This window comes from Paenibacillus sp. J22P59, from assembly GCF_059383895.1.
In genome coordinates, this window is record NZ_JBXENX010000006.1 from 52,297 (window position 1) to 72,396 (window position 20,100).

General features: G+C 47.1%; 19 protein-coding genes. 12 read left to right on the forward strand and 7 right to left on the reverse strand.

Features of this window, described 5'->3' with window-relative positions:
* Window positions 1–36: 36 nt before the first annotated feature.
* The 4 genes from AC50YO_RS11725 to AC50YO_RS11740 all read left to right on the forward strand — a co-directional run bounded on the left by AC50YO_RS11725 (window position 37) and on the right by AC50YO_RS11740 (window position 2,665).
* A complete protein-coding gene (locus AC50YO_RS11725) occupies window positions 37–165 on the forward strand; it encodes a hypothetical protein (protein WP_494847029.1) in 129 nt (42 codons plus the stop codon).
* Between the two features lie 148 nt (window positions 166–313).
* Window positions 314–1,222 carry an NAD(P)/FAD-dependent oxidoreductase gene (locus AC50YO_RS11730; protein ID WP_494847030.1) on the forward strand — a complete coding sequence of 303 codons (909 nt, stop codon included), beginning with the start codon at window positions 314–316 and terminating at the stop codon, window positions 1,220–1,222.
* Between the two features lie 69 nt (window positions 1,223–1,291).
* Window positions 1,292–1,426 (forward strand): DUF4023 domain-containing protein, encoded by a 135-nt coding sequence (locus tag AC50YO_RS11735; RefSeq protein ID WP_494847031.1) that lies wholly within the window; start codon window positions 1,292–1,294, stop codon window positions 1,424–1,426.
* Window positions 1,427–1,648: 222 nt separating this feature from the next.
* A complete protein-coding gene (locus AC50YO_RS11740; RefSeq protein ID WP_494847032.1) occupies window positions 1,649–2,665 on the forward strand; it encodes a cation diffusion facilitator family transporter in 1,017 nt (338 codons plus the stop codon).
* A gap of 203 nt (window positions 2,666–2,868) precedes the next feature.
* On the opposite strand, the gene AC50YO_RS11745 is transcribed toward AC50YO_RS11740, so the two are convergent.
* The 5 genes from AC50YO_RS11745 to AC50YO_RS11765 all read right to left on the reverse strand — a co-directional run bounded on the left by AC50YO_RS11745 (window position 2,869) and on the right by AC50YO_RS11765 (window position 9,201).
* A complete protein-coding gene (locus AC50YO_RS11745) occupies window positions 2,869–4,116 on the reverse strand; it encodes an MFS transporter (RefSeq protein WP_494847033.1) in 1,248 nt (415 codons plus the stop codon).
* Window positions 4,117–4,231: 115 nt separating this feature from the next.
* On the reverse strand, window positions 4,232–6,376 hold the full coding sequence (locus AC50YO_RS11750) for a YhgE/Pip family protein (protein WP_494847034.1): 2,145 nt from the start codon (window positions 6,374–6,376) through the stop codon (window positions 4,232–4,234).
* Between the two features lie 81 nt (window positions 6,377–6,457).
* On the reverse strand, window positions 6,458–8,050 hold the full coding sequence (locus AC50YO_RS11755; RefSeq protein ID WP_494847035.1) for a sensor domain-containing diguanylate cyclase: 1,593 nt from the start codon (window positions 8,048–8,050) through the stop codon (window positions 6,458–6,460).
* 298 nt (window positions 8,051–8,348) lie between these two features.
* Window positions 8,349–8,693 carry a bacillithiol system redox-active protein YtxJ gene (gene ytxJ, locus AC50YO_RS11760; protein WP_494847036.1) on the reverse strand — a complete coding sequence of 115 codons (345 nt, stop codon included), beginning with the start codon at window positions 8,691–8,693 and terminating at the stop codon, window positions 8,349–8,351.
* 151 nt (window positions 8,694–8,844) lie between these two features.
* On the reverse strand, window positions 8,845–9,201 hold the full coding sequence (locus tag AC50YO_RS11765; protein WP_494847037.1) for a hypothetical protein: 357 nt from the start codon (window positions 9,199–9,201) through the stop codon (window positions 8,845–8,847).
* A gap of 475 nt (window positions 9,202–9,676) precedes the next feature.
* Here AC50YO_RS11765 and AC50YO_RS11770 point away from each other — a divergent pair, with 475 nt between their 5' ends.
* The 8 genes from AC50YO_RS11770 (at window position 9,677) to AC50YO_RS11805 (ending at window position 17,986) form a co-directional block, all read left to right on the forward strand.
* Window positions 9,677–10,780 carry an ABC transporter ATP-binding protein gene (locus tag AC50YO_RS11770; RefSeq protein WP_494847038.1) on the forward strand — a complete coding sequence of 368 codons (1,104 nt, stop codon included), beginning with the start codon at window positions 9,677–9,679 and terminating at the stop codon, window positions 10,778–10,780.
* Window positions 10,770–11,597 carry an ABC transporter permease gene (locus AC50YO_RS11775; RefSeq protein ID WP_494847039.1) on the forward strand — a complete coding sequence of 276 codons (828 nt, stop codon included), beginning with the start codon at window positions 10,770–10,772 and terminating at the stop codon, window positions 11,595–11,597. Before AC50YO_RS11770 ends, AC50YO_RS11775 begins: the two co-directional genes overlap by 11 nt.
* Window positions 11,572–12,378 (forward strand): ABC transporter permease, encoded by an 807-nt coding sequence (locus AC50YO_RS11780; RefSeq protein ID WP_494847040.1) that lies wholly within the window; start codon window positions 11,572–11,574, stop codon window positions 12,376–12,378. The genes AC50YO_RS11775 and AC50YO_RS11780 overlap by 26 nt, the downstream gene beginning before the upstream one ends.
* Window positions 12,375–13,445, forward strand: a complete 1,071-nt coding sequence (locus tag AC50YO_RS11785) for an ABC transporter substrate-binding protein (RefSeq protein ID WP_494847041.1) — start codon at window positions 12,375–12,377, stop codon at window positions 13,443–13,445. Before AC50YO_RS11780 ends, AC50YO_RS11785 begins: the two co-directional genes overlap by 4 nt.
* 193 nt (window positions 13,446–13,638) lie before the next feature.
* The gene (locus AC50YO_RS11790; RefSeq protein ID WP_494847042.1) at window positions 13,639–14,130 is read left to right on the forward strand and encodes a VanZ family protein; all 492 of its coding nucleotides are present in this window, start codon (window positions 13,639–13,641) and stop codon (window positions 14,128–14,130) included.
* Window positions 14,131–14,254: 124 nt separating this feature from the next.
* Complete coding sequence (locus tag AC50YO_RS11795; protein ID WP_494847043.1) at window positions 14,255–15,697, forward strand: nicotinate phosphoribosyltransferase; 1,443 nt, start codon at window positions 14,255–14,257, stop codon at window positions 15,695–15,697.
* Window positions 15,698–15,715: 18 nt separating this feature from the next.
* Window positions 15,716–16,204, forward strand: a complete 489-nt coding sequence (gene infC, locus AC50YO_RS11800) for a translation initiation factor IF-3 (protein ID WP_494847044.1) — start codon at window positions 15,716–15,718, stop codon at window positions 16,202–16,204.
* A 60-nt stretch (window positions 16,205–16,264) separates the two neighbouring features.
* Window positions 16,265–17,986: an ABC transporter ATP-binding protein gene (locus AC50YO_RS11805; RefSeq protein ID WP_494847547.1), complete on the forward strand. Its 1,722-nt coding sequence runs from the start codon at window positions 16,265–16,267 to the stop codon at window positions 17,984–17,986.
* Window positions 17,987–18,378: 392 nt separating this feature from the next.
* Here the strand turns inward: AC50YO_RS11805 and AC50YO_RS11810 are convergent, their stop codons facing one another.
* Window positions 18,379–19,596: a cation:proton antiporter gene (locus AC50YO_RS11810; RefSeq protein WP_494847045.1), complete on the reverse strand. Its 1,218-nt coding sequence runs from the start codon at window positions 19,594–19,596 to the stop codon at window positions 18,379–18,381.
* A gap of 2 nt (window positions 19,597–19,598) precedes the next feature.
* On the reverse strand, window positions 19,599–20,090 hold the full coding sequence (locus AC50YO_RS11815) for a cation:proton antiporter regulatory subunit (RefSeq protein ID WP_494847046.1): 492 nt from the start codon (window positions 20,088–20,090) through the stop codon (window positions 19,599–19,601).
* Window positions 20,091–20,100 lie beyond the last annotated feature (10 nt).

Consider the following 20,100-nt stretch of genomic DNA (forward strand, 5'->3'; position numbering starts at 1 on the left):
GTGAAGTGAATCTCATGATTTCCAAAAGAAATCGAAATGTATATGGTAAATAACGAAGCCAACCTCATTATTCGCGCAGCTATCTTCGCGAGTAGTGAGGTTGGCTTCGTTATATGGAAAAAAGAGCTGAGGACGAGAAGGAAGAATGATTCTTCCCTCATCTAATAGCGAATCTGCTTCATACGTTGAGTCACGCTGAGGATCGTTAATGAAAGACAGTTTAAGTAAGTGCCAGTTGGCTCCGAATGAATGTCGTCCAAGGATTAGAGAATACTTCTTAATGGCAGGACAAGATTGAAGGGGGCTGCTGAGCATGCTGGATTGTGTAATCATTGGCGGAGGGCCAGCAGGACTGAATGCGGCGCTGGTTCTTGGAAGAGCTAGAAGAAAAGTGATTCTGTTCGATAATAATAAACCGAGAAATGCCGTTACGGGACAATCCCACGGCTTTATAACGAGAGATGGCGTGAAGCCTGAGGAATTCCGCAAAGCGGCGCATCGCGATATTAGCCAATATGCATCGGTTCAAATGCAGCAAATGACGGTAATTGATATTCATAAGCAGGAGAATGGACGGTTTAGGGTTACAACGGATAGTGGAGAGGGCTATCAGGCCCGAACCATTATTTTGGCTGCGGGCTTGAAAGACAAGCTGCCGAATATCGAAGGGATTGAAGAGTATTACGGCAAATCTTTGTTCAGCTGTCCGTATTGTGATGGATGGGAACTGCGAGACCAGCCTCTTGCTATAATTGCGGAATCCGAGCATATCTATCCGTTAATTAAAACCTCATGGATTTGGAGCAAGGATATTATTGCTTGCACGAACGGGAGGAAGGGGCTGTTCACCCAAGAGCATCTTGCCGCCTTGAGCCATCAGGGCATTCAAGTGCTAGAAGGTACTATTGCAAGGCTTGAAGGGACAAGCGGACAATTGAGGGCGATTCGATTCGAGGATGGATCAGAGGTGAAGCGAACTGGCGGTTTCGTAGCATCCGAGTGGAGCCTTGCTTCACACTTTGTAGAGGCTCTGGGCTGTGAATGGAATGAGCACGGTGGAATAGCGGCGGATGAATTCGGCAAGACCAATGTCGAAGGCGTTTTTGCAGCAGGGGATATGTCGGTGATTGTGCCAGCTCAGCTCATCGTTGCCGCGGCAAGCGGAAGCAGGGCAGCTATTGGCGTAAATGCCATGCTGACGAATGAAGATTTCTATGGTTAGGTCCACAGGGAACAAGAATAAGGAATGCCGACGGCGGTTACCCTACTAGTGGCAAAGGAGGGGGTTCCCATGGCAGAATCAACGAATGAATTCGTCTCGAAAGTTCAGGACACACAGGCGAAGCAGCAGAAGAACAAAGAGCATTTTGGCAAAGGCAAGCCATCTGAGAAACTGGTTAACAAGCAGCATACGAACAATCCTTAGCTCCGTTGATGAAGTTCGCCCGCTACCTTGGTCCTAAAGGCCTGTGCGGGCGAACTTTTTTAACGGAGGGCCATACAATAATTCGATTGTATTTTTCTGATTCCACGGATTGACAAAAGCTAAATTCTGATGCATTATTAACACATGAATACATGCTCATATATTTAATATTAGAAAAACTCGCAAGTTTGTTTAGTGCAATTTTTTGAGGAGGCTACTACAATGGCTCATGTTCACAATCACAATCATTCTCATGAAGAGGGACATTCTCATACCCATGAAAAAGGGAGCAAGCATAGTCATTCTCATGATCATTCCCATTCCCATAGCCATGGGCCTGGTCATCATCACCATTATGACACAAGCGGGAATAAGTCAGGCTTGCTAATTGCTCTTATTATTACCGCCAGCATTATGTTCTTGGAGTTTTTCGGCGGGCTGTGGACGAATAGCCTGGCTCTATTATCCGACTCTGGCCATATGCTCAGTGATGCAAGCGCATTGGCATTGAGCTTGGTGGCGGTATGGTTCGCAGCAAGGCCTGCTACGCGTAAGAAAACCTATGGCTATCATCGTTTTGAAATATTGGCAGCACTATTCAATGGCGTTACCTTATTCGTTATCGCAGGATTCATTATTTGGGAAGCCTATGGCCGTATGTTCGATCCACCGACCGTAGCCAGCGGCTCCATGATGCTGATTGCTGCGGTTGGCCTATTTGCTAATCTGGCGAGTGCATGGGCATTAATGCGTAAAGGAGATATTCATAATAATTTGAATGTACGAAGTGCTTATTTGCATGTCCTTGGTGATGCACTTGGCTCCGTAGGAGCTGTGCTTGCTGGGCTGCTGATCTATCTGTTCAATTGGAATATTGCTGACCCGATTATTTCGGTTATTGTCGCCTTACTGATCCTGCGCAGCGCATGGGGAGTCATTAAGCATACCGTCCATATTCTAATGGAGGGGACACCAGCTTCCTGTGATCCAGATGAAGTGAAGAAGGCACTGCTGGGCATTGATGGGGCTATAGATGTGCATGACCTGCATATATGGACGATTACTTCTAGCCTTGATGCAATGAGCTGCCACATTCGGATAGAGGATGGACATGATTCTCAAGAAGTGTTGCAGAAGGCAGTCTCTATAATGGAACAGCAATTCCATATTAAAAATTCAGTTATTCAAGTTGAGACTTCGAATATTCAGCATACCGAATCGCCTTTTCAGCTAACTTAGCGCCTGCACTAAAAGAGAGGTGCCGAGAAAGTAGGCAAAGGTCAGCCTCGAGACAGTGAGATAATACTTATTAAATTAACAAAGGGATGGAGCAGATGTTATTTCTGCTCCATCCCTTTTTGATTGTGCTTATTTGCAACTTGCGTTCGCTAAGGGTCCCCCTTATAGATAGCTCTCCTCATGCGATTAAGACAACTAACTAATTAGTCATTTGCCTGATGGCGAACGGTTGCCTTCCCTGGTGGGTTAGGCTTTTTTTGTTTTCCTTGGAGCTTGTCCTCAATGTGTTGCCTGTAGACGAGAATCGCAGCCATAATCAACATGACTCCGTTAATGACGAATACCCAGCGGATGGGAATGATGCCGCCAAGCACACCGCCAATGACGGGTCCGAGCATAGTAGCGAATTGTGAGGCGGATTGATTAAGGCTGAATGCGCGTCCTCGGAAATCGCTCTCTGTGACCTTCACGATCATCGCATTAACGGACGGGTAGACGCCGGCGAAGAACAGACCGTAAATGAATCGCAATCCTCCGAATTGAGCAAAATTGTGGACGAAGAATTGCAGACAGTTTCCTATGCCGCCTCCTAGCAAGCCAATGAATAACACTTTGGAGAACCCAATCCGCGCGCCGATCTTTCCCCATTGCGGTGCGGCAATAAGCGTAGCAATTCCAACAGCCGAGAATATAATGCCGGACTGCAGCGATGCATCGCTCCGATCCGCGCCGAGCTGGAGAACATAAACGGTAAGTAAGGGCTCCAAGATCATGACGGAGAACGTAGCTAATCCAGCAAGGAAGAGCAGTGTCATGAAGGTGCGGTTCGATAAGGCATGCTTTAAATCCGATTTGACTGATGATCGTGGAGCTGAACGGTTGAATTTAGTCTCATGGGCGAAAAATACAGCGATTAGAGCAGCGACTAATACGACGAAGCCTGAGAAAACGAAGGATTCCCGATGGCCGATATAATGGCTGACAACGCCGCCTACGAGCGGACCCATAATACCGCCAGTAGCGCCGGCTGTAGCCATTATGCCAAGTGCATAGCCAGTTTTTTCTTCTGGCGTGTTCGTTGCTACCAAGGCGATTGCGGCAGGTACATAGCCGGCTAACAATCCTTGAAAAATGCGTAGAATTAAAAATAAATAGGGATCATGAATGAAATAGGTTAGAAAATAGAGGACAGCTAGACTGAATCCTGACCGAATGAGCATAGGCTTGCGTCCATACTTGTCAGCGAGTGATCCCCAGAACGGCGATATCAATGCACTGGCGAGAAAGGTGATGCCGAATGCTATGCCAGACCATGTCTCGAGATGTTGGTCGATGCCTAGCTCCGTATTGAGAAATAGGGGGATGAACGGGATCGATATGGAGTAAGCCGTGCTGCAAAAGAATACACCGATCCATAATACGACAAGATTACGTCTCCATGAAAAAACCATCTGTATCACTTCCTATGATGTTCATCATTTGTTCTCATTGTATACGTAATTCGTCAGAATCTCTAGCTTGCCTAGAAAAAACTTCCCGCGGTAAAGGCCGGGAAGCAAGCTGGGTTTAGTGAATAAGATCTGTTTCCTTCACTTTTTTGATAAAGCCGGCAGAAAGCTTGTTGATCGTTTTCTTTAGAGCGAGTCCGATTATAAGTGCAGCTCCTGCAAATAGCGCAAGTACGAGCATATCCTGGAAGGCAATATCCCACAGTATTCCGCCCGTCGCCTCTCGCATTAAGCTGATACCATAGGTAAACGGCAGGAACGGATGAATCGCCTGAAAAAATGGGGGAGTCACCTGTATGGGGAAGGTTCCACCGGAACCAGCCAGTTGCAGCACGAGCAGAACGATGGACAGAGCTTTGCCAACATTGCCAAATACGGATACGAGCGTATACACAATGAGCATGAATATAGCGCTAAGCAGAAGGCCGAATGTAATGAAGTACAGCTTATCTGCCACAAAGGCACCTAGCAGCCATATATCACCGATCGTGATGAAAGCCGATTGCAGAAGAGCAATAACCATAAAGGTCAAATATCGACCGAGGTAAATTTGATAGCTTCTGTACACTTCACCATGTACATCAACGGATAATAAGGATACCAGCAGCAGCGCTCCGACCCACATGGACAAAGTGGAGAAAAAAGGAGACATAGCAGACCCATAGTTTGGTATCGGGAACAGCTTGTTCTCCTGAAGCTTGACAGGCTCGGCAAAAAAGGCGCTTTCCCGTTCCGCATTGTTGCGCAGCAAGTCAATTACTTCATTGAGATTCCCTTCCTTTTCCAGATCGCGAATACGCTTGGCTAATGCCTTGATTTTCTGTTCCGCAGCTGGGAGGCCTTTCTCAATGGTGTGCAGCTCTTTTTTGCCGAATGTTAATCCTTTGGCTGCATCTTTTAACAGCTTTTCAACCGCTGGCATATCTGCTACGGCAGTGTTTAATACATGATGGGCTTTTTCGGCAGACCCCTGCGCCTTAGCGAGTCCCAGCTTGATTTGAGGAAGAATGCTGTTGTCATATCCAGCAAGGATACCCTCCAGTACTGAGGAGGCTTTGGTTGAAGCTTGAAGCAAGCGGTCTATGAGTTCAGATGCGGGCTTTTCTCCTTTTTCGATCGCTTGATCTATTTGCTTTATAGCTGTGCTGGCAGACTCCAATCGGGTCTGGACCTGCTTAAGCTTGGCTGCCACTGAAGCAAGCTGTTTACTGTTGGTCAAGTCTCCCAGCTTGGAGAATAACGCGGAGGCGCTTGTCGCTATGCGAATACTGCTCTCCATGCGCGATGACAACTGACGAAGGGCTGCGTGTGCCTCTTCTGGGTCGATGGCATTGTTTTTCAGCATTGTTGCTAATTCGATTGCGGATAATGCGGTCTCATTCATCAGCTGCAAATCTTGTTTAATCGCAGGTCCTGCTTGCTCTAGAGCTTGTGAGCTGCTTTTGAGAAGGCTTCCAAGTCGGATAGAAAGCTGCTGCCCATTCTTCGCAAGCTGAGCCGCTTCTGGCAGAACCTTCTGCGCTTTTGCAACGATGGATTCAGCCTTGGCTGTATCTTGGCTAGCCGTATGCACAGCTTGCTTGATTTCCGGAAAAAGCTTCTCTAGCTGAAAGACGAGATTACGTGTTTTTTCAATGGTTGGCTTCTCGTTTTCCAACTCTACGCCAACCTCATTCAGAATACTGAAGATGGCTCCGTTAGCTGTTTTGATGAATGTACTGCGAATCTCTTGGATGATAGCATTCGCACCGGAAGCCGCTATTTTTGGAGAGACAGCATTAACCTTTTCATTGACGTAATATTCAATTTCAGCCTGCTCAGGCTTATCCTTCAGAACGGTGCCGATCTTGGCGGAGAAGTATTCGGGAATAATGATGGCAGCATAGTAGTCACCATGCTTAACGCCTTTTAGCGCTTTCGCTTCATCGACGAATACCCAGCCAATTTTTTTGTTAGCATGCAAAGACTCGATAACTTCCTTGCCAGCATTAAGCGACGTACCGCGAAGCGTAGTGCCCACATCATTATTGGCAACTGCGACGGCAAGTCCGCTTGTTTGTCCATAGGGGTCCCAAGATGCTTCAATATTGAACCAAGCATATAACGAAGGAAGAAAGATTAATCCGAGAATGGTGATTATGGCGGCCCAATTGCGTACCAGACCTTTTAGATCACTCAGAAATAGGTGGAAAATAGCTTTCATTGCACGCTCCTGATATCGTTTTTTACGATAGTATTGCTGAGTGGAGCGCCAATCATACGGACGGAAAACGAGAATCCCTGTTTAACCAGTCTTCTCTCCATGAATGATTGTACGATTGCGGCCTTCGCGCTTTGCTTGGTAGAGCGCTTCATCGGCATATTTGAACAGGGTCAGCGAATCTATGATGGCAAGCGGGAAGGAAGAAGCAATGCCGAGTGACAGAGTGACGGGTTTGCCGAACGGCATAATGGCGGCTTCCATCGTAAGACGAATATGCTCTGCAATTCGATAGGCATCTTGTGAGGTCGTGTAAGGAAGCAGCATCGTAAATTCTTCGCCTCCGAATCGGCAGCAATAATCACCGTCACGCTTCGTATGCAGTAGAATATGAGCCAATTGCTTAAGTACCTCATCGCCCATCTGATGACCATATTGGTCATTCACACATTTGAAATGATCTAGATCCAGCATAATGACGGAAAAGGGAACGTTCTCTGCCCACCACAAAGCCGATATGGTATCCATAGTACGGCGATTGGTCAGTCCTGTAAGGGCATCGGTGTGCGCCTCTTCGGATAGTTCAGCCGTTCTTTGCTGAAGCTTATTGAAAGCGACTGCGACCGTATTATTAAGCTGATTCGCTTCATAATTCCAATTGACTGTTGACGTATAGGGAGGAAGCTTGTCATTGCCATGAGATAATTGGGATGCATAATTGGCAAGTCGGTTCAAAGGTGCTGTTAATTTACGTGACAGCCATAGTGTAAGAATCAAGAGCACAAGCATGAAAGGCGCTGAGAATGTCAGCATTTGCTTGAGCAGACGCGTCGTCGTTACATCTATATAGCTTGTGGGCGTTTGGGTAACGATCCCCCAACCTAGCTCAGGGACATAGGAATAACCGGCCAAATAGCTTATTCCTTCTGAGTTGACGACTTGCTGCTGCCCAGAGTATCCATCGGTTACTTTTTGCACAACAGGATTTTCAATGACATTCTCTGAGATGCGTTCTTTATTAGGGTGATAGATGAGCGTCCCCTTCTTGTCCACAACGTAAAAGAATGAACCGCTGCGATTGGAAGTTTGTATGCCAAGCACCGATTGAAAAATGTTAGGCTCTTGCAAATAGATGGATCCGGCTACGAATCCACGATATTTGCCTGCGGAATCGAATATCGGATGGCTGACAAGGACGATGTAGCGGTTGGTGATGCTTTTATAAGGATCAGAGATGAATGGCTTTTGCAAAGTGATAAGCCGTTGGGATTCATCGGAAGTCAACCGAGTTCCGATGAGCTGGAGACTATTAGGTGAAGTAGATACGACGACACCATTCTTATCGGCAATAACGAGCGAATTGAAATAAGGGCTAGTCCCCATGAAGAAATCAAGATGCTCCTGGACGAGCGGGTCCTTAAAGGACATATCTTTAAATTTATCTGCGGTAATCTCCATGCTCTTCTTCATTGCTATAATGAGCGATCGCGTCGTTTTGCTTAATTCTCCTGACGCAATACGGTTTAATTCAATGGTATTGTTGAATAGGGATTCTCTCTCTGCGCGATAGCTTACAATCGTATTAATCACGATGGTTACTGTAACAGACAGGAGGACAAAGACAGATACAATGGTGGATAGCTTAAAGCCTTTACGAGGTTGTATCGGGGTAATCATTAATAACTCCTTCTCTTGGCGATTTATGTAAACAGTGTATCACCTTTTGTCGAAACTTACGATAAGATTCAAGCCGCTTCTTGCAAGCGGATCTGCTGCCTTACTAATGGTATAGACTAGTTAATATTTGTTATCCTTGGAACCTTCTCTAACAGCAATAGACATAACTTCTCCGTCTCAGGCATTGCAGCTATGAAAATTTCTTCTTTACCTTGCTTGCGTCGTTATATAAAAAAAATGGCCGAAAAGCCTCTTATAGGCTTCACGGCCATTCGCATGATCTGTGACATCCAAGAGGTTAGTCAAGGACAGCGGTAATATGCTCGTTCGTGATGGACCAGTGTGATGCCGTCCATACCTTTGCTTTTTTGTCGACGAGAATAATTTGTGGTGATTCGTGCTTGACCGCAACATCCTCAGCGATTTGGTTGGAGACCGGACGGGATTCAATTACTTTGACCAGTACATAGTCTGCATCTTGACGCGGGTTGCCTGCCAAATATTCATTGAATTCGCGAAGACCGTTCGCGCTGACCGGACAGGTCGTGCTGTGCTTGAATACAACGACTGGGCGAGTGCTTGAGCCTTCCAAAGTCTCATTCCATTGCTCTATTGATTCTATCTCACGGTATTGTGCTGCCATCGGTGTACACTCCTTCTTAGTCCATCAACTTTTTTTGCATAGTCTGATTATATCCGCAGTAGATGGAAAAGTCACTTTTATGCGCCTGAAGCAGCTGGCCTGCTGAATGAGGAGGGGATGCAGCTCCCGTTCTTGCTTGCTAAACTAACAATTAAGTGCGGAAGGAAACATTCGGTCCCATCCATGCATTAGGCACGCTGGCGACATATTTATAGGTTCCAGCAGATTGATAGCCGAGGCTTACAGAGCCTGAATGCATATCATGTCCGGGTCTGCCGCCTTCCTCTTGAAAAGTAGAGATTAGGACGTCGCCGCTTGCCGTTACTTTGTAGACCGAGATATACAGAAATCCGTGTACATGGGAATCATAAGCCGAATAATCTACATAGAGGCTGCCGCCTGTGTGTGCATAGGTGCCTGTTACCTCTGAACGGTCAGAAGCGAAGGCAGGAGATGCAAAAGCGAGCAAAAGAATAAGGACAAGGATACTGGATCTGAGTTTTTTCATTATAATAGCCTCCTCTGAATAGGATTACTTAATAAATAAGTAAATAAAGGGTGGGCAGAGCCTCCTTGCCTGCGGCAAATATAAAGAGGTTATTCTCAAAAAATGGACTAGATACAGTGTGTGAAGTGAAGTACAGTGGAAAGTATGCGTTTTGAGGGTAATGATAGGTAAATCAATCCAGAATGATACGTGAAACAGTATGTTTGTGGGGTAGCCTGATGTACGGGAAAGGGATTGTACGTGGATGAAAAAAGCAGGCACAGAAGCAATCAGCCGTCTATCACCTCCTTCTAGAGAAATATATCGGATGCCGTCCGAGCAGAGTGAATAGTACTTATGTCCCTTCATAGCCGCTTAGAAATTTACAGCAAGGATTTACGTCATGATGTATAATCAAATGCTGGTAGTATAACAGTATAGCGTTAGATACATTGAAACCTTTTCCATTATGTCCTTTGTAAGGAGTGCAAATTGCATGCAGCAGCCGATTATAAGATTTGAGCAAGTAACGAAACAATATGATGACCAGACCACTGTCCTGAAAGAAGTCAGCTTTGAGATTGAGAGAGGCAGGTTCTATACGCTTCTCGGACCGTCAGGCTGTGGAAAAACGACCATACTAAGATTGATCGCAGGCTTTATTGAGCCTTCTAAGGGAAATATTTATTTCAATGGGAAAGTGATTAATCGGGTACCTGCGAATGAGCGTCAGGTAAATACGGTATTCCAGGATTATGCGCTGTTCCCGCATCTCAATGTGTTCGAGAATGTCGCCTTTGGACTGCGGATTAAGAAACTTAAGAATGCTAAAATTACTGAAAAGGTCAAGGAAGCGCTCCGTTTCGTTAACCTTGAAGGCTATGAGAATCGTGAGATTACGGAGATGTCAGGCGGCCAGAGACAACGTGTCGCGATTGCACGTGCCATCGTGAATGAGCCGGAGATTATATTGCTGGACGAGCCGTTGTCCGCACTTGATCTCAAGCTGAGGACTGAGATGCAGTATGAGCTCAGGGAGCTTCAGCGGCGCCTTGGCATCACGTTTATTTTCGTTACGCATGACCAAGAGGAAGCGCTGGCGATGTCTGATGAGATATTCGTATTGAATCAGGGAATTATTGAGCAGAGCGGTACGCCTAATGATATTTATGATGAGCCGATTAACCGTTTCGTTGCCGATTTCATTGGGGAATCCAATATTGTTCCTGGCAGAATGAAGCAGGACTTCGAGGTTGAATTCGCTGGAAGAACGTTCGAATGTGTCGATCAGGGGCTTAACCCTAACGAGTCTGTCGAGATTGTGATCAGGCCGGAGGATCTTGAGATTACGACGGTAGAGAAAGGCAAGCTTCAGGTACGGGTCGATTCTCAGCTGTTCCGCGGCGTTCACTACGAGATATCCTGCTATGATGAATCAGGCAATGAATGGCTCGTCCATTCTACTAAGAAAGCATCTGTTGGCGAGCAAATCGGATTGTACTTCGATGCGGAAGCGATTCATGTTATGCGCTTCGGCGAGACGGAGGAAGAATTCGATAAGCGGCTGGATGCGTATAGCGAGGCACAGGATGAAGACTAATACACGCAATATTTATTTGGTTCCTTACTTGCTATGGGTGGCATTATTCGTTATTGCGCCTATTGTCCTTATTGTGTATTACTCCTTCTTCAATGTAGAAGGGCAATTCACGTTTGAGAATTATGCAAAGTTCTTTACGCCAGTCTACATGCGAATGACCTTAAGCTCATTCTGGTATGCGTTTCTAATAACGGCTTTTTCCATTCTGGTCGCTTATCCGACGGCTTATTTGCTTACGAAGACGAAGCATAAGCAGCTGTGGCTGCTGCTTATTATTTTGCCGAGCTGGATTAATCTCTTGCTAAAAGCCTATGCTTTTCTTGGCATATTCGGTACGCATGGCTTTGTTAACAGTGTGCTGGAGGTAGTTGGCATCGGCACACAGCAAATTTTGTTTACTGATTTCAGCTTTGTATTTGTATCGGTCTATATTTTCATTCCGTTTATGATTTTGCCCATTTTCAATTCACTTGAAGAGCTTAATCCCTCACTCGTCTACGCGGCACGGGATTTGGGAGCTTCCTCGTGGACAACCTTCCGGCGCGTCATATTTCCACTGACGCTCGGTGGAGTAAAGTCAGGCTGCCAAGCCGTCTTTATCCCCGCGCTGTCGCTCTTTATGATTACGCGCCTTATTGCCGGCAACAGGGTTATTACGCTGGGTACGGCAATTGAACAACATTTTCTGGTCACGCAGGATTGGGGCATGGGGGCAACCATTGCCGTATTCCTCATTATTGCGATGGCAATCATCATGCTGTTGACCGGCAGCAGAAGGAGAGGGCTGCAGGATGATACGAAGAAGAAAGCTGTCTGATCTTTATTTGATCGCTGTATTTGCAGTTCTGTATGCACCGATCCTCTATCTCGTTTTTTACTCGTTCAATAGCGGGGGCTCTATGCGCAACTTCGAGGGCTTTACTCTCGAGTGGTATCAAGAGGTATTCGCAGATACACGGCTGCTTATTATTGTACTTAATACCTTCATTATCGCTTTGTTATCCTCTGTGATCTCAACGATACTTGGTATTGCAGGGGCGCTGGCCATTCATCATATTAGACGGAATAAGCCCAAGAACACGCTCCTTACCTTGAACAATGTACTAATCGTAAGCCCAGATGTCATTATTGGCGCTTCCTTCCTCATCTTGTTCACCTTGATTGGCATTAAGCTGGGCTTTACGTCGGTGCTGCTGTCCCATATTGCTTTCAGCGTTCCGATTGTCGTTATTATGATCCTGCCTAAGCTGCAGGAAATGAGCCCGACCTTGATTGATGCGGCACGTGATCTGGGTGCCAGCAGCTGGCATGTTTTAACTAGGGTAGTGCTGCCCTTCATCAAGTCAGGCGTATTTGCTGGGTTTTTCATGGCATTGACTTACTCGCTGGATGACTTTGCCGTCACATTCTTTGTAACGGGCAATGGCTTCTCAACGCTGTCCGTCGAAATCTACTCAAGAGCTCGCCAAGGGATATCCTTGTCCATTAATGCACTGTCGACATTGATATTCTTATTCACGATTATTCTCGTGATTGGCTATTACTTTACTAATCAACGAAACAGCCGCTCAGCCGGGAGAACGGAGGGACGGAGATGAAGCAATTAGTTAGAATGCTTGCTGTTGTCCTCGTGGTTGCGCTGGGTATGATGTATTTGACCTCTTATTTGAACTCCAGCCAAGGGTATACGGGCGGCAATACGCTTACGATCTACAACTGGGGAGATTATATTGATCCTGAGTTGCTGAAGGAGTTCGAGGAGGAATACGGGATCAAAGTCATTTATCAGACCTTCGATTCGAATGAAGCGATGATGACGAAGATTGCCCAAGGCGGGACGACCTATGATGTCAGCATTCCTTCGGAATACGCCATTAGCAAGATGCTGGAGGAGGACCTGCTGCTGCCGCTCGACCATGCGAAGCTGTCTAACCTGTCCTCTATTGATCCTAGCTTCATGGATCTGTCATTCGATCCGGGCAATCGGTATTCGATTCCGTACTTCTGGGGAACAGTTGGGGTTGTCTATAATCCTGAGCTAACCGATCTAACGTTCACTTCGTGGAATGATCTGTGGGATGAGAGCTTGCGCAATCAGATTCTATTGCTCGATGGTGCGCGAGAGGTCATCGGGATGGGACTGAATAGTCTGCATTATTCGCTTAATGATACCGAGGAGGCCCATCTGCAGGAGGCGAAGGCCAAGCTTGGCAACTTGACTCCGAACGTGAAGGCTATCGTCGGCGATGAAATTAAGATGCTGCTTGCCAATGAGGAAGCGGCTGTTGGACTTGTCTGGTCCGGGGATGCCTCAGAAATTATGGACGAGAATGATAAGCTGGATTATATTGTGCCGGAGGAAGGCTCGAATCTATGGTTCGATAATATGGTCATCCCAAAAACAGCAAAAAATATAGATGGCGCACATGCGTTCATTAATTTCATGCTCGATCCAGAGCATGCGGCGCGGAATGCGGAATATGTCGGATACTCTACGCCGAATGAGCAGGCCATGGCATTCCTTCCAGAAGAGATCGCACAGGATGAGCGTTTCTATCCTGGGGAGGAGCTGACCTCCAAGCTTGAGGTGTACAAGAATCTGGGCAAAAGAATGCTGTCCCATTACAACGAGCTATTCCTTGAATTCAAGATGCATCGCAAATAACGAAAGAGCCGGTCAAGCCCTTGCAGCGCAGAGCAAGCAGCTTGCCGGCTTTTGTCTATCTAATTTCCATTTATTATCGGATTTTGTTACAATTTATACAACAACTAAGGGTAGACATTCCGTAGTGAATATCAGATAGAAGGAGCTGTCTATCATTAAGAAGAAAAGAAGCAAAGCCTCCATCGCAGGGTGGTTGTTCATAGCAGTATGCTTTATTGCAGCGATCTTCGCTTTATCCTCTCAGCCTTACCAGCAGCAGTCGATTAAGCCTGCATTATACCGTTTGATCAAACCCCCTCAACTTATTGAAATGCTCCCAGATGTTAAGGTAACTTATCGAGGCAGTTCCATTGCCGCCAAGTCTGACCCTTACAGCTTCTTGGAGTTTTTTTTCCGCAAAGGCGCTCATGTCATTATGTATGCGGGCTTGGCGGCTATTCTGTATATGCTGCTGCGTTCTCTTATGAATCGAAGAGTGGTTGCACCGATATTTCTATCCCTTATTGCTACCGTTGGAATTGCCATGCTGGATGAGCGAAATCAGCTTCACAGCATCAATCGTACTGGGAATTCAACGGATGTCATACTCGATTTTGCCGGCGCGTGTATAGGGATACTCCTCTGCTTGCTTCGTATTGGCTTCAAGAGCTGGAGGGCTCGAAGGAAGCGACGTCTGCATTCGTAAGCAAGAGAAGGGTGGCGAATCTGAGCTTCTTTTGCTAGGATGGAGAGTAAATTAAAAATCAGATCATCTTGGATGAAATGGTTATACTGTACTGTAGAGAAAAGAAAGTAGGTGCGTAGAATCAATGACTGTAGACAACTTGACGCTTCATACTGACAAATATCAGTTGAACATGATGTACGCGCATTGGAAGAACGGTACAGCAGACAATGGGGCTGTGTTCGAGACGTATTTCCGCAAGCTGCCATTTGGCAATGGATATGCGGTATTCGCAGGTTTGGAGCGAATTGTCGATTACATACAGAGGCTATCTTTTGGTGAAGAAGAGCTTCGTTTTCTAGCAGAGCAAGAGGAGCATTATGAGGAGGCCTTTCTTGAGCGGCTAAGGGAGTTCCGGTTCAAGGGGACGCTGTATTCTGTAGAGGAAGGGGCTCTTGTGTTCCCGAATGAACCGATTATTCGAGTAGAAGGGACGATCTTCGAGACCCAGCTCATAGAGACAGCCTTGCTGAATTTCATGAACTATCAGACCCTGATTGCGACGAAGGCTTCACGTATAGCACAAGTAGCGGCGGGAGATACCCTGCTGGAGTTCGGAACGAGGCGGGCGCAAGAAGCTGATGCGGCTGTATGGGGAGCAAGGGCGGCTTATATTGCCGGCTTTGATGCAACCTCCAATATGCGTGCCGGCATGATGTTCGGCATTCCGACGAAGGGAACACATGCACATTCCTGGATACAAGCTCATGACTCCGAGGAGGAGGCTTTTCTTCGTTATGCACAAGCGCTGCCCGATGGTGTAACGCTGCTGGTGGATACCTATGATACGCTGGGAAGCGGTGTGCCAAATGCGATTAAGACAGGGCGATGGCTGGAGAGTCAAGGTAAGAAGCTTACTGCCATTCGACTGGACAGCGGCGATCTCGCTTACTTGTCTAAAGGTGCGAGAAAACAGCTGGATGCTGCAGGATTCCAAGATGTGCGAATCGTGGCATCTAATGATCTGGATGAGTCGCTTATCTTCAATCTTAAGGCACAAGGTGCGCAGATTGATGTATGGGGTGTAGGAACACAGCTGATAACTGCTTCGGACCAGCCATCGCTGGGAGGCGTGTACAAGCTGACCGCGCGGGAGAAGAATGGGGTCTATGAGCCTGTTATTAAGATTTCGGCGAACCCGGAGAAAGTGACTGCTCCCGGAAGAAAGGATTTCTATCGGCTGATGAATGCCGAGACTGGGCTTGCAGTAGCTGATTATATCGCACTCCATGAAGAATCAGATGTGAGGGAAGCTACCCGTATTAAGCTGATTAATCCTCTGCATTCTTATGTATACAGGTATGTAGATAATTGCGAGGCCATTCCGATGCTGCAGAAGATCTTCGATAACGGTGAACTCGTGTATAAGCTGCCTAACCTGCAACAGATCCGCAGCCTACATCGTCAGCAACTGGCGTTGTTTCCTGCTGAGGTGCTGCGCAAGCTGAATCCGGAATGGCATCCCGTTCATCTAAGTGAAAAGGCTTGGCAGTTGAAGATGGACATGATGCAAGCTTACAAGCAATAGAACTGGGGGAAGCAAGCGATGATTATGAATGAAAAAATAAAAGCGTCTGAGGTACAGCTTGTCGGCCTGAATGGGGAGGACCTTGGTGTCGTGCCCCGAGCGGAGGCGCTGGCAATGGCTAAGCAGCTGAAGGTGGACTTGGTATGTGAATCACTGATGACAAGTCCGCCTCCCTGCAAGCTGATTGGACGCGGTGCAGCTAAGCAGCAGGCAAGCCAGCAGAAGAAAGAAGAGAAGCGCAAAGAACAGCCGACAAAGGTGAAGGAGCTGCGCCTCAGTGTCGATATCGAGCAGCATGACTATGAGACGAAGCAGCGGCAGGCGAGCAAGCTATTAGAAGCGGGCAATGCCGTGCAACTCGTCATTCGCATTAAAGGCAAAGAAGGGCCGAAGGCCAAGGAGCTGCTGGAGAGGCTGCTTCTTGACCTTGCCCCTTATGGCAATAAGCAGTCGGGCATACAACTGAGCGGCAAACAAGCCGCCGTTCAGGTTAATCCGATAGCGTAATAGGCTGTCTGGGCAGAGTTTAGTTGAATAAAGATGGTTTACATAGAAAGGGAGACTTCGATGCTGCGCAAGTTTTTTGCTTACTATCAGCCTTATCGCAAGCTGTTTATGCTCGACTTTTTTTGTGCGATCGTGCTGTCGGTCTTGGAGCTGTGCTTTCCGCTCGCGGTTAGCTATGTGATCGATACGCTGCTCCCCAAAGAGGATTGGCCGTACATTATCGTCGCCTGCTCGATTCTGCTTCTGGTATATGTCATTAATACGCTTTTGCAATTTATCGTAAATTACTGGGGGCATATGCTAGGTATTAATATTGAGACTGACATGCGCAAGAAGCTGTTCCAGCATGTTCAGAAGCTGAGCTTCCGATATTTCGATAATAATAAGACAGGCCACTTGATCTCGCGGCTTACGAATGACTTGTTCGAGATTGGAGAAGTAGCGCATCATGGTCCAGAGGATATGTTCATCGCGGCGATGACGCTCGCAGGAGCCTTCGGCATTATGGCGTTCATTAATCTGGAGCTGACGCTGCTGACCTTTGTTATTGTTCCTATCATTATTTTGCTCGTTCTCTACTTCAATAAGAAAATGACTAAAGCGGTTCATCGTCTGTTTTCTGAAATGGCTGATTTCAATGCCCGAGTAGAGGATACGGTAGGCGGTATTCGCGTCGTTCAAGCATTCTCGAATGAGCGCCATGAAGGAGAACAGTTCGCAGTGAATAACAGCCGGTTCCGGTTAGCCAAGCTATCTTCGTACAAGCTGATAGGCATGAACTCATCTATTACTTATCTATTAATGAGACTTGTTACGTTGTTCGTATTGCTATGCGGTACTTGGTTCGTGCTTCAAGGTGAGCTGCAGTATGGGGAATTCGTATTATTCGTGCTGATGACGAACATCTTCTTCAAGCCGATTGAGAAGATCAATGCGGTTATAGAGAGCTATCCAAAAGGAATAGCCGGGTTCAAACGCTATGTGGAGCTATTGGAGACTGAGCCTGATGTGGCTGATGCCCCTCATGCGAAGCAGGTGGATCGCCTTCATGGCGATATCCGTTATCAAGATGTGACATTCGGCTACGAGGGGGAAGCGAAGGTGCTCCGCCAGATCAACTTGTCGATTCAAGCGGGAGAAACCGTCGCATTCGTGGGTCCATCAGGCGCCGGGAAGACGACATTATGCAGCTTGCTGCCTCGGTTCTACGATATTGCTTCAGGCAGCATCTCGGTCGATGGCTATGATATTCGCGATCTGAAGCTGGAGTCGCTTCGCAGGCAGATTGGAATTGTCCAGCAGGATGTCTTCCTCTTCGCCGGAACGATACGCGACAATATTGCTTACGGCAAGCTGGGAGCAACCGATGCGGATATTATGGAAGCAGCGCGGAGAGCCAAGCTTGAGTCCTTCATCGCTTCGCAAGCAGATGGGCTGGATACCATCGTGGGTGAGCGCGGGGTGAAGCTGTCAGGCGGACAAAAGCAAAGAATGGCGATTGCCCGTATGTTCTTGAAGAATCCTCCGATTCTGATTCTGGACGAAGCAACATCAGCACTGGATACGGAGACGGAAGCGGCTATCCAGCAATCCTTAGCCGAGCTGTCTACGGGCAGAACCACGCTGGTCATCGCCCATCGTCTAGCGACTATCAAGAATGCGGACCGTATAGTCGTCGTTACGGAGGATGGGATTACAGAGCAAGGCAAGCATGATGAGCTTGTGGCAGCAGGAGGCATTTATAGCAGGCTGCACAAAGCCCAATTCGGAGCGTCTGTGTGAAAAGACGGTTAGTGAAGGTCTATTAACGATACAGTCGCTGTGAGGCCGAATCACATATAGGTGAGGATAAACACTTATAATTATGACGATTGGCGAAGTCAGCCGGAATGTATGAGGTAAACCTCATGCTTCAGGAGGCTGACCTCTTGAACGATGAGGCTAGCCTCATGGAATGCATATTAGCTCCGGGGAGCAGGTCATATGGATGAAGCTAGCCTCATAGATGCATGAGGCCTCTCAACAGAGCGACTCAAATGCAATAGGAATGGAGCTGCCTATTTGTGTCGAAGTGAGCAGCAATCCAATAAATAAGAAACAGGATGGATCAGATATAAATAGCTGATCCATCCTGTTTTGTTTTTAGCGTTTGTTTGGGGCAGACAGCTGCCTAGCTATTCTGTCGCTTTTTTAATCTTCTTTTTTCGGTCGAACTTGAATATGGCATTCAAGAATCTAAAGACATGCTTCGACTCTTTGGTCAGGAGCGGGCCTAGAATGGCTAGAATCAGTACATACAGCGCCGCAAAAGGCTGAAGCATTTCGAGCAAGCCGCCTGTCTTGCCGAGGTTAGCCATAATGATTGAGAATTCACCGCGTGACACGATAGTGAGTCCAATATTAGAGGAGGCCTTGGGTGAGAGGCCAGCGCTTTTGCCAGCTATCATACCTGCAAGGAAGTTGCCGAATAGAGTCAGGGCTACTGCTCCGAGCGAGAGCCAGACTGCTCCACCAAGCGCAAGCGGATCAATCGTAAGGCCGAAGCTGAAGAAGAAGATCGCACCGAAGAAATCTCGGAAGGGCAGGATCAGATGCTCAATTCGCTTCATATGCTCGGTCTCTGCAAGAACCAGTCCGACTAACAAAGCACCGATGGCTTCTGCTACGTGAATCGTCTCAGCGAAGCCGGCTACGAAGAACAGGCCGCCGAATACGACCAGCAGAAAAAGCTCGTTAGAGCGAATGTTCAGCATTTTGTTGAGCAATGGAACGGCCTTGCGGCCCACAATAATAATCAACAACATGAATCCAAGTGCATAAGCCGCCGATAGCAGGACGCCTCCGAGCGAAGAAGCACCGCTAAGAACAAGCCCGGATAGAATGGAGATATAGACGGCAAGGAAAATATCCTCGAACATAATGATGCCCAGTATCATTTCGGTCTCGGGATTGGCTGTTCGTTTCAAATCAACGAGTACCTTGGCGACGATAGCGCTTGAGGAGATCGTTGTAATTCCGGCCATAACGAGAATCTCGGCTACCGGGAACCCGGTCATCCAGCCATAAACAACGCCTAATGTGAAGTTAATGACGATATAGATGGTACCGCCAACGGCGATAGATTTGCCTGATTTGATTAATCGGCCAACGGAGAATTCCAAACCGAGGTAGAATAGCAGGAATAAGACGCCAAGCCTGCCTAGAAATTCAATGAAAGGCGCGCTCTCGATAAAGCGGAAATCGAATACGCCAAGCTTCAAAGCATGCGGCCCTACAGCCATCCCGATTAGTATATAAAAAGGAATGACAGAGAACCGTAATTTCGCGGATAATAGTCCGACTAATGCAATTAGAAGAACTGCTAGACCAATCTCAAGTACCAAATGGTCCATAATTATTCGCTCCCATTAACGAGAAGCCGCTTCAACTGCTTCAGATGCTGGCGTTCGCCTGCCACAATCAATGTGGTATCCGCTTTGAAGATATAGTCGGGGCCAGGCGTGATATGCTTGGTTTCTTTCTCTACAGCTGCAATAATCGTCGTTCCTGTGCGCTGCCTGATTTCGACCTCTCCAATGGATTTGCCGATGCAGCTTGCCCCTTGTTCGACTTTGTACCATTCGATAGTCAGATCATCAAGCGCGACTTCAATGGTTTCCAGTGCTTTGGGCTTATAGGTCATGCCGCCTACGATAGCGGCTAATTGGCGAGCTTCCTCGTCATCCATGGATACCATAGATATGCTGTCATCAGGATCTTTGTAGTCAAAGTGGTACAGCTCACGGCGTCCGTCGTCATGAATGACGACGACCAGCTTGTCGCCACCTCTTGTCTGCAATTGATATTTACGTCCAATGCCCGGTAAATCCGATTCTCTGATATTCATTTTTTCCAAC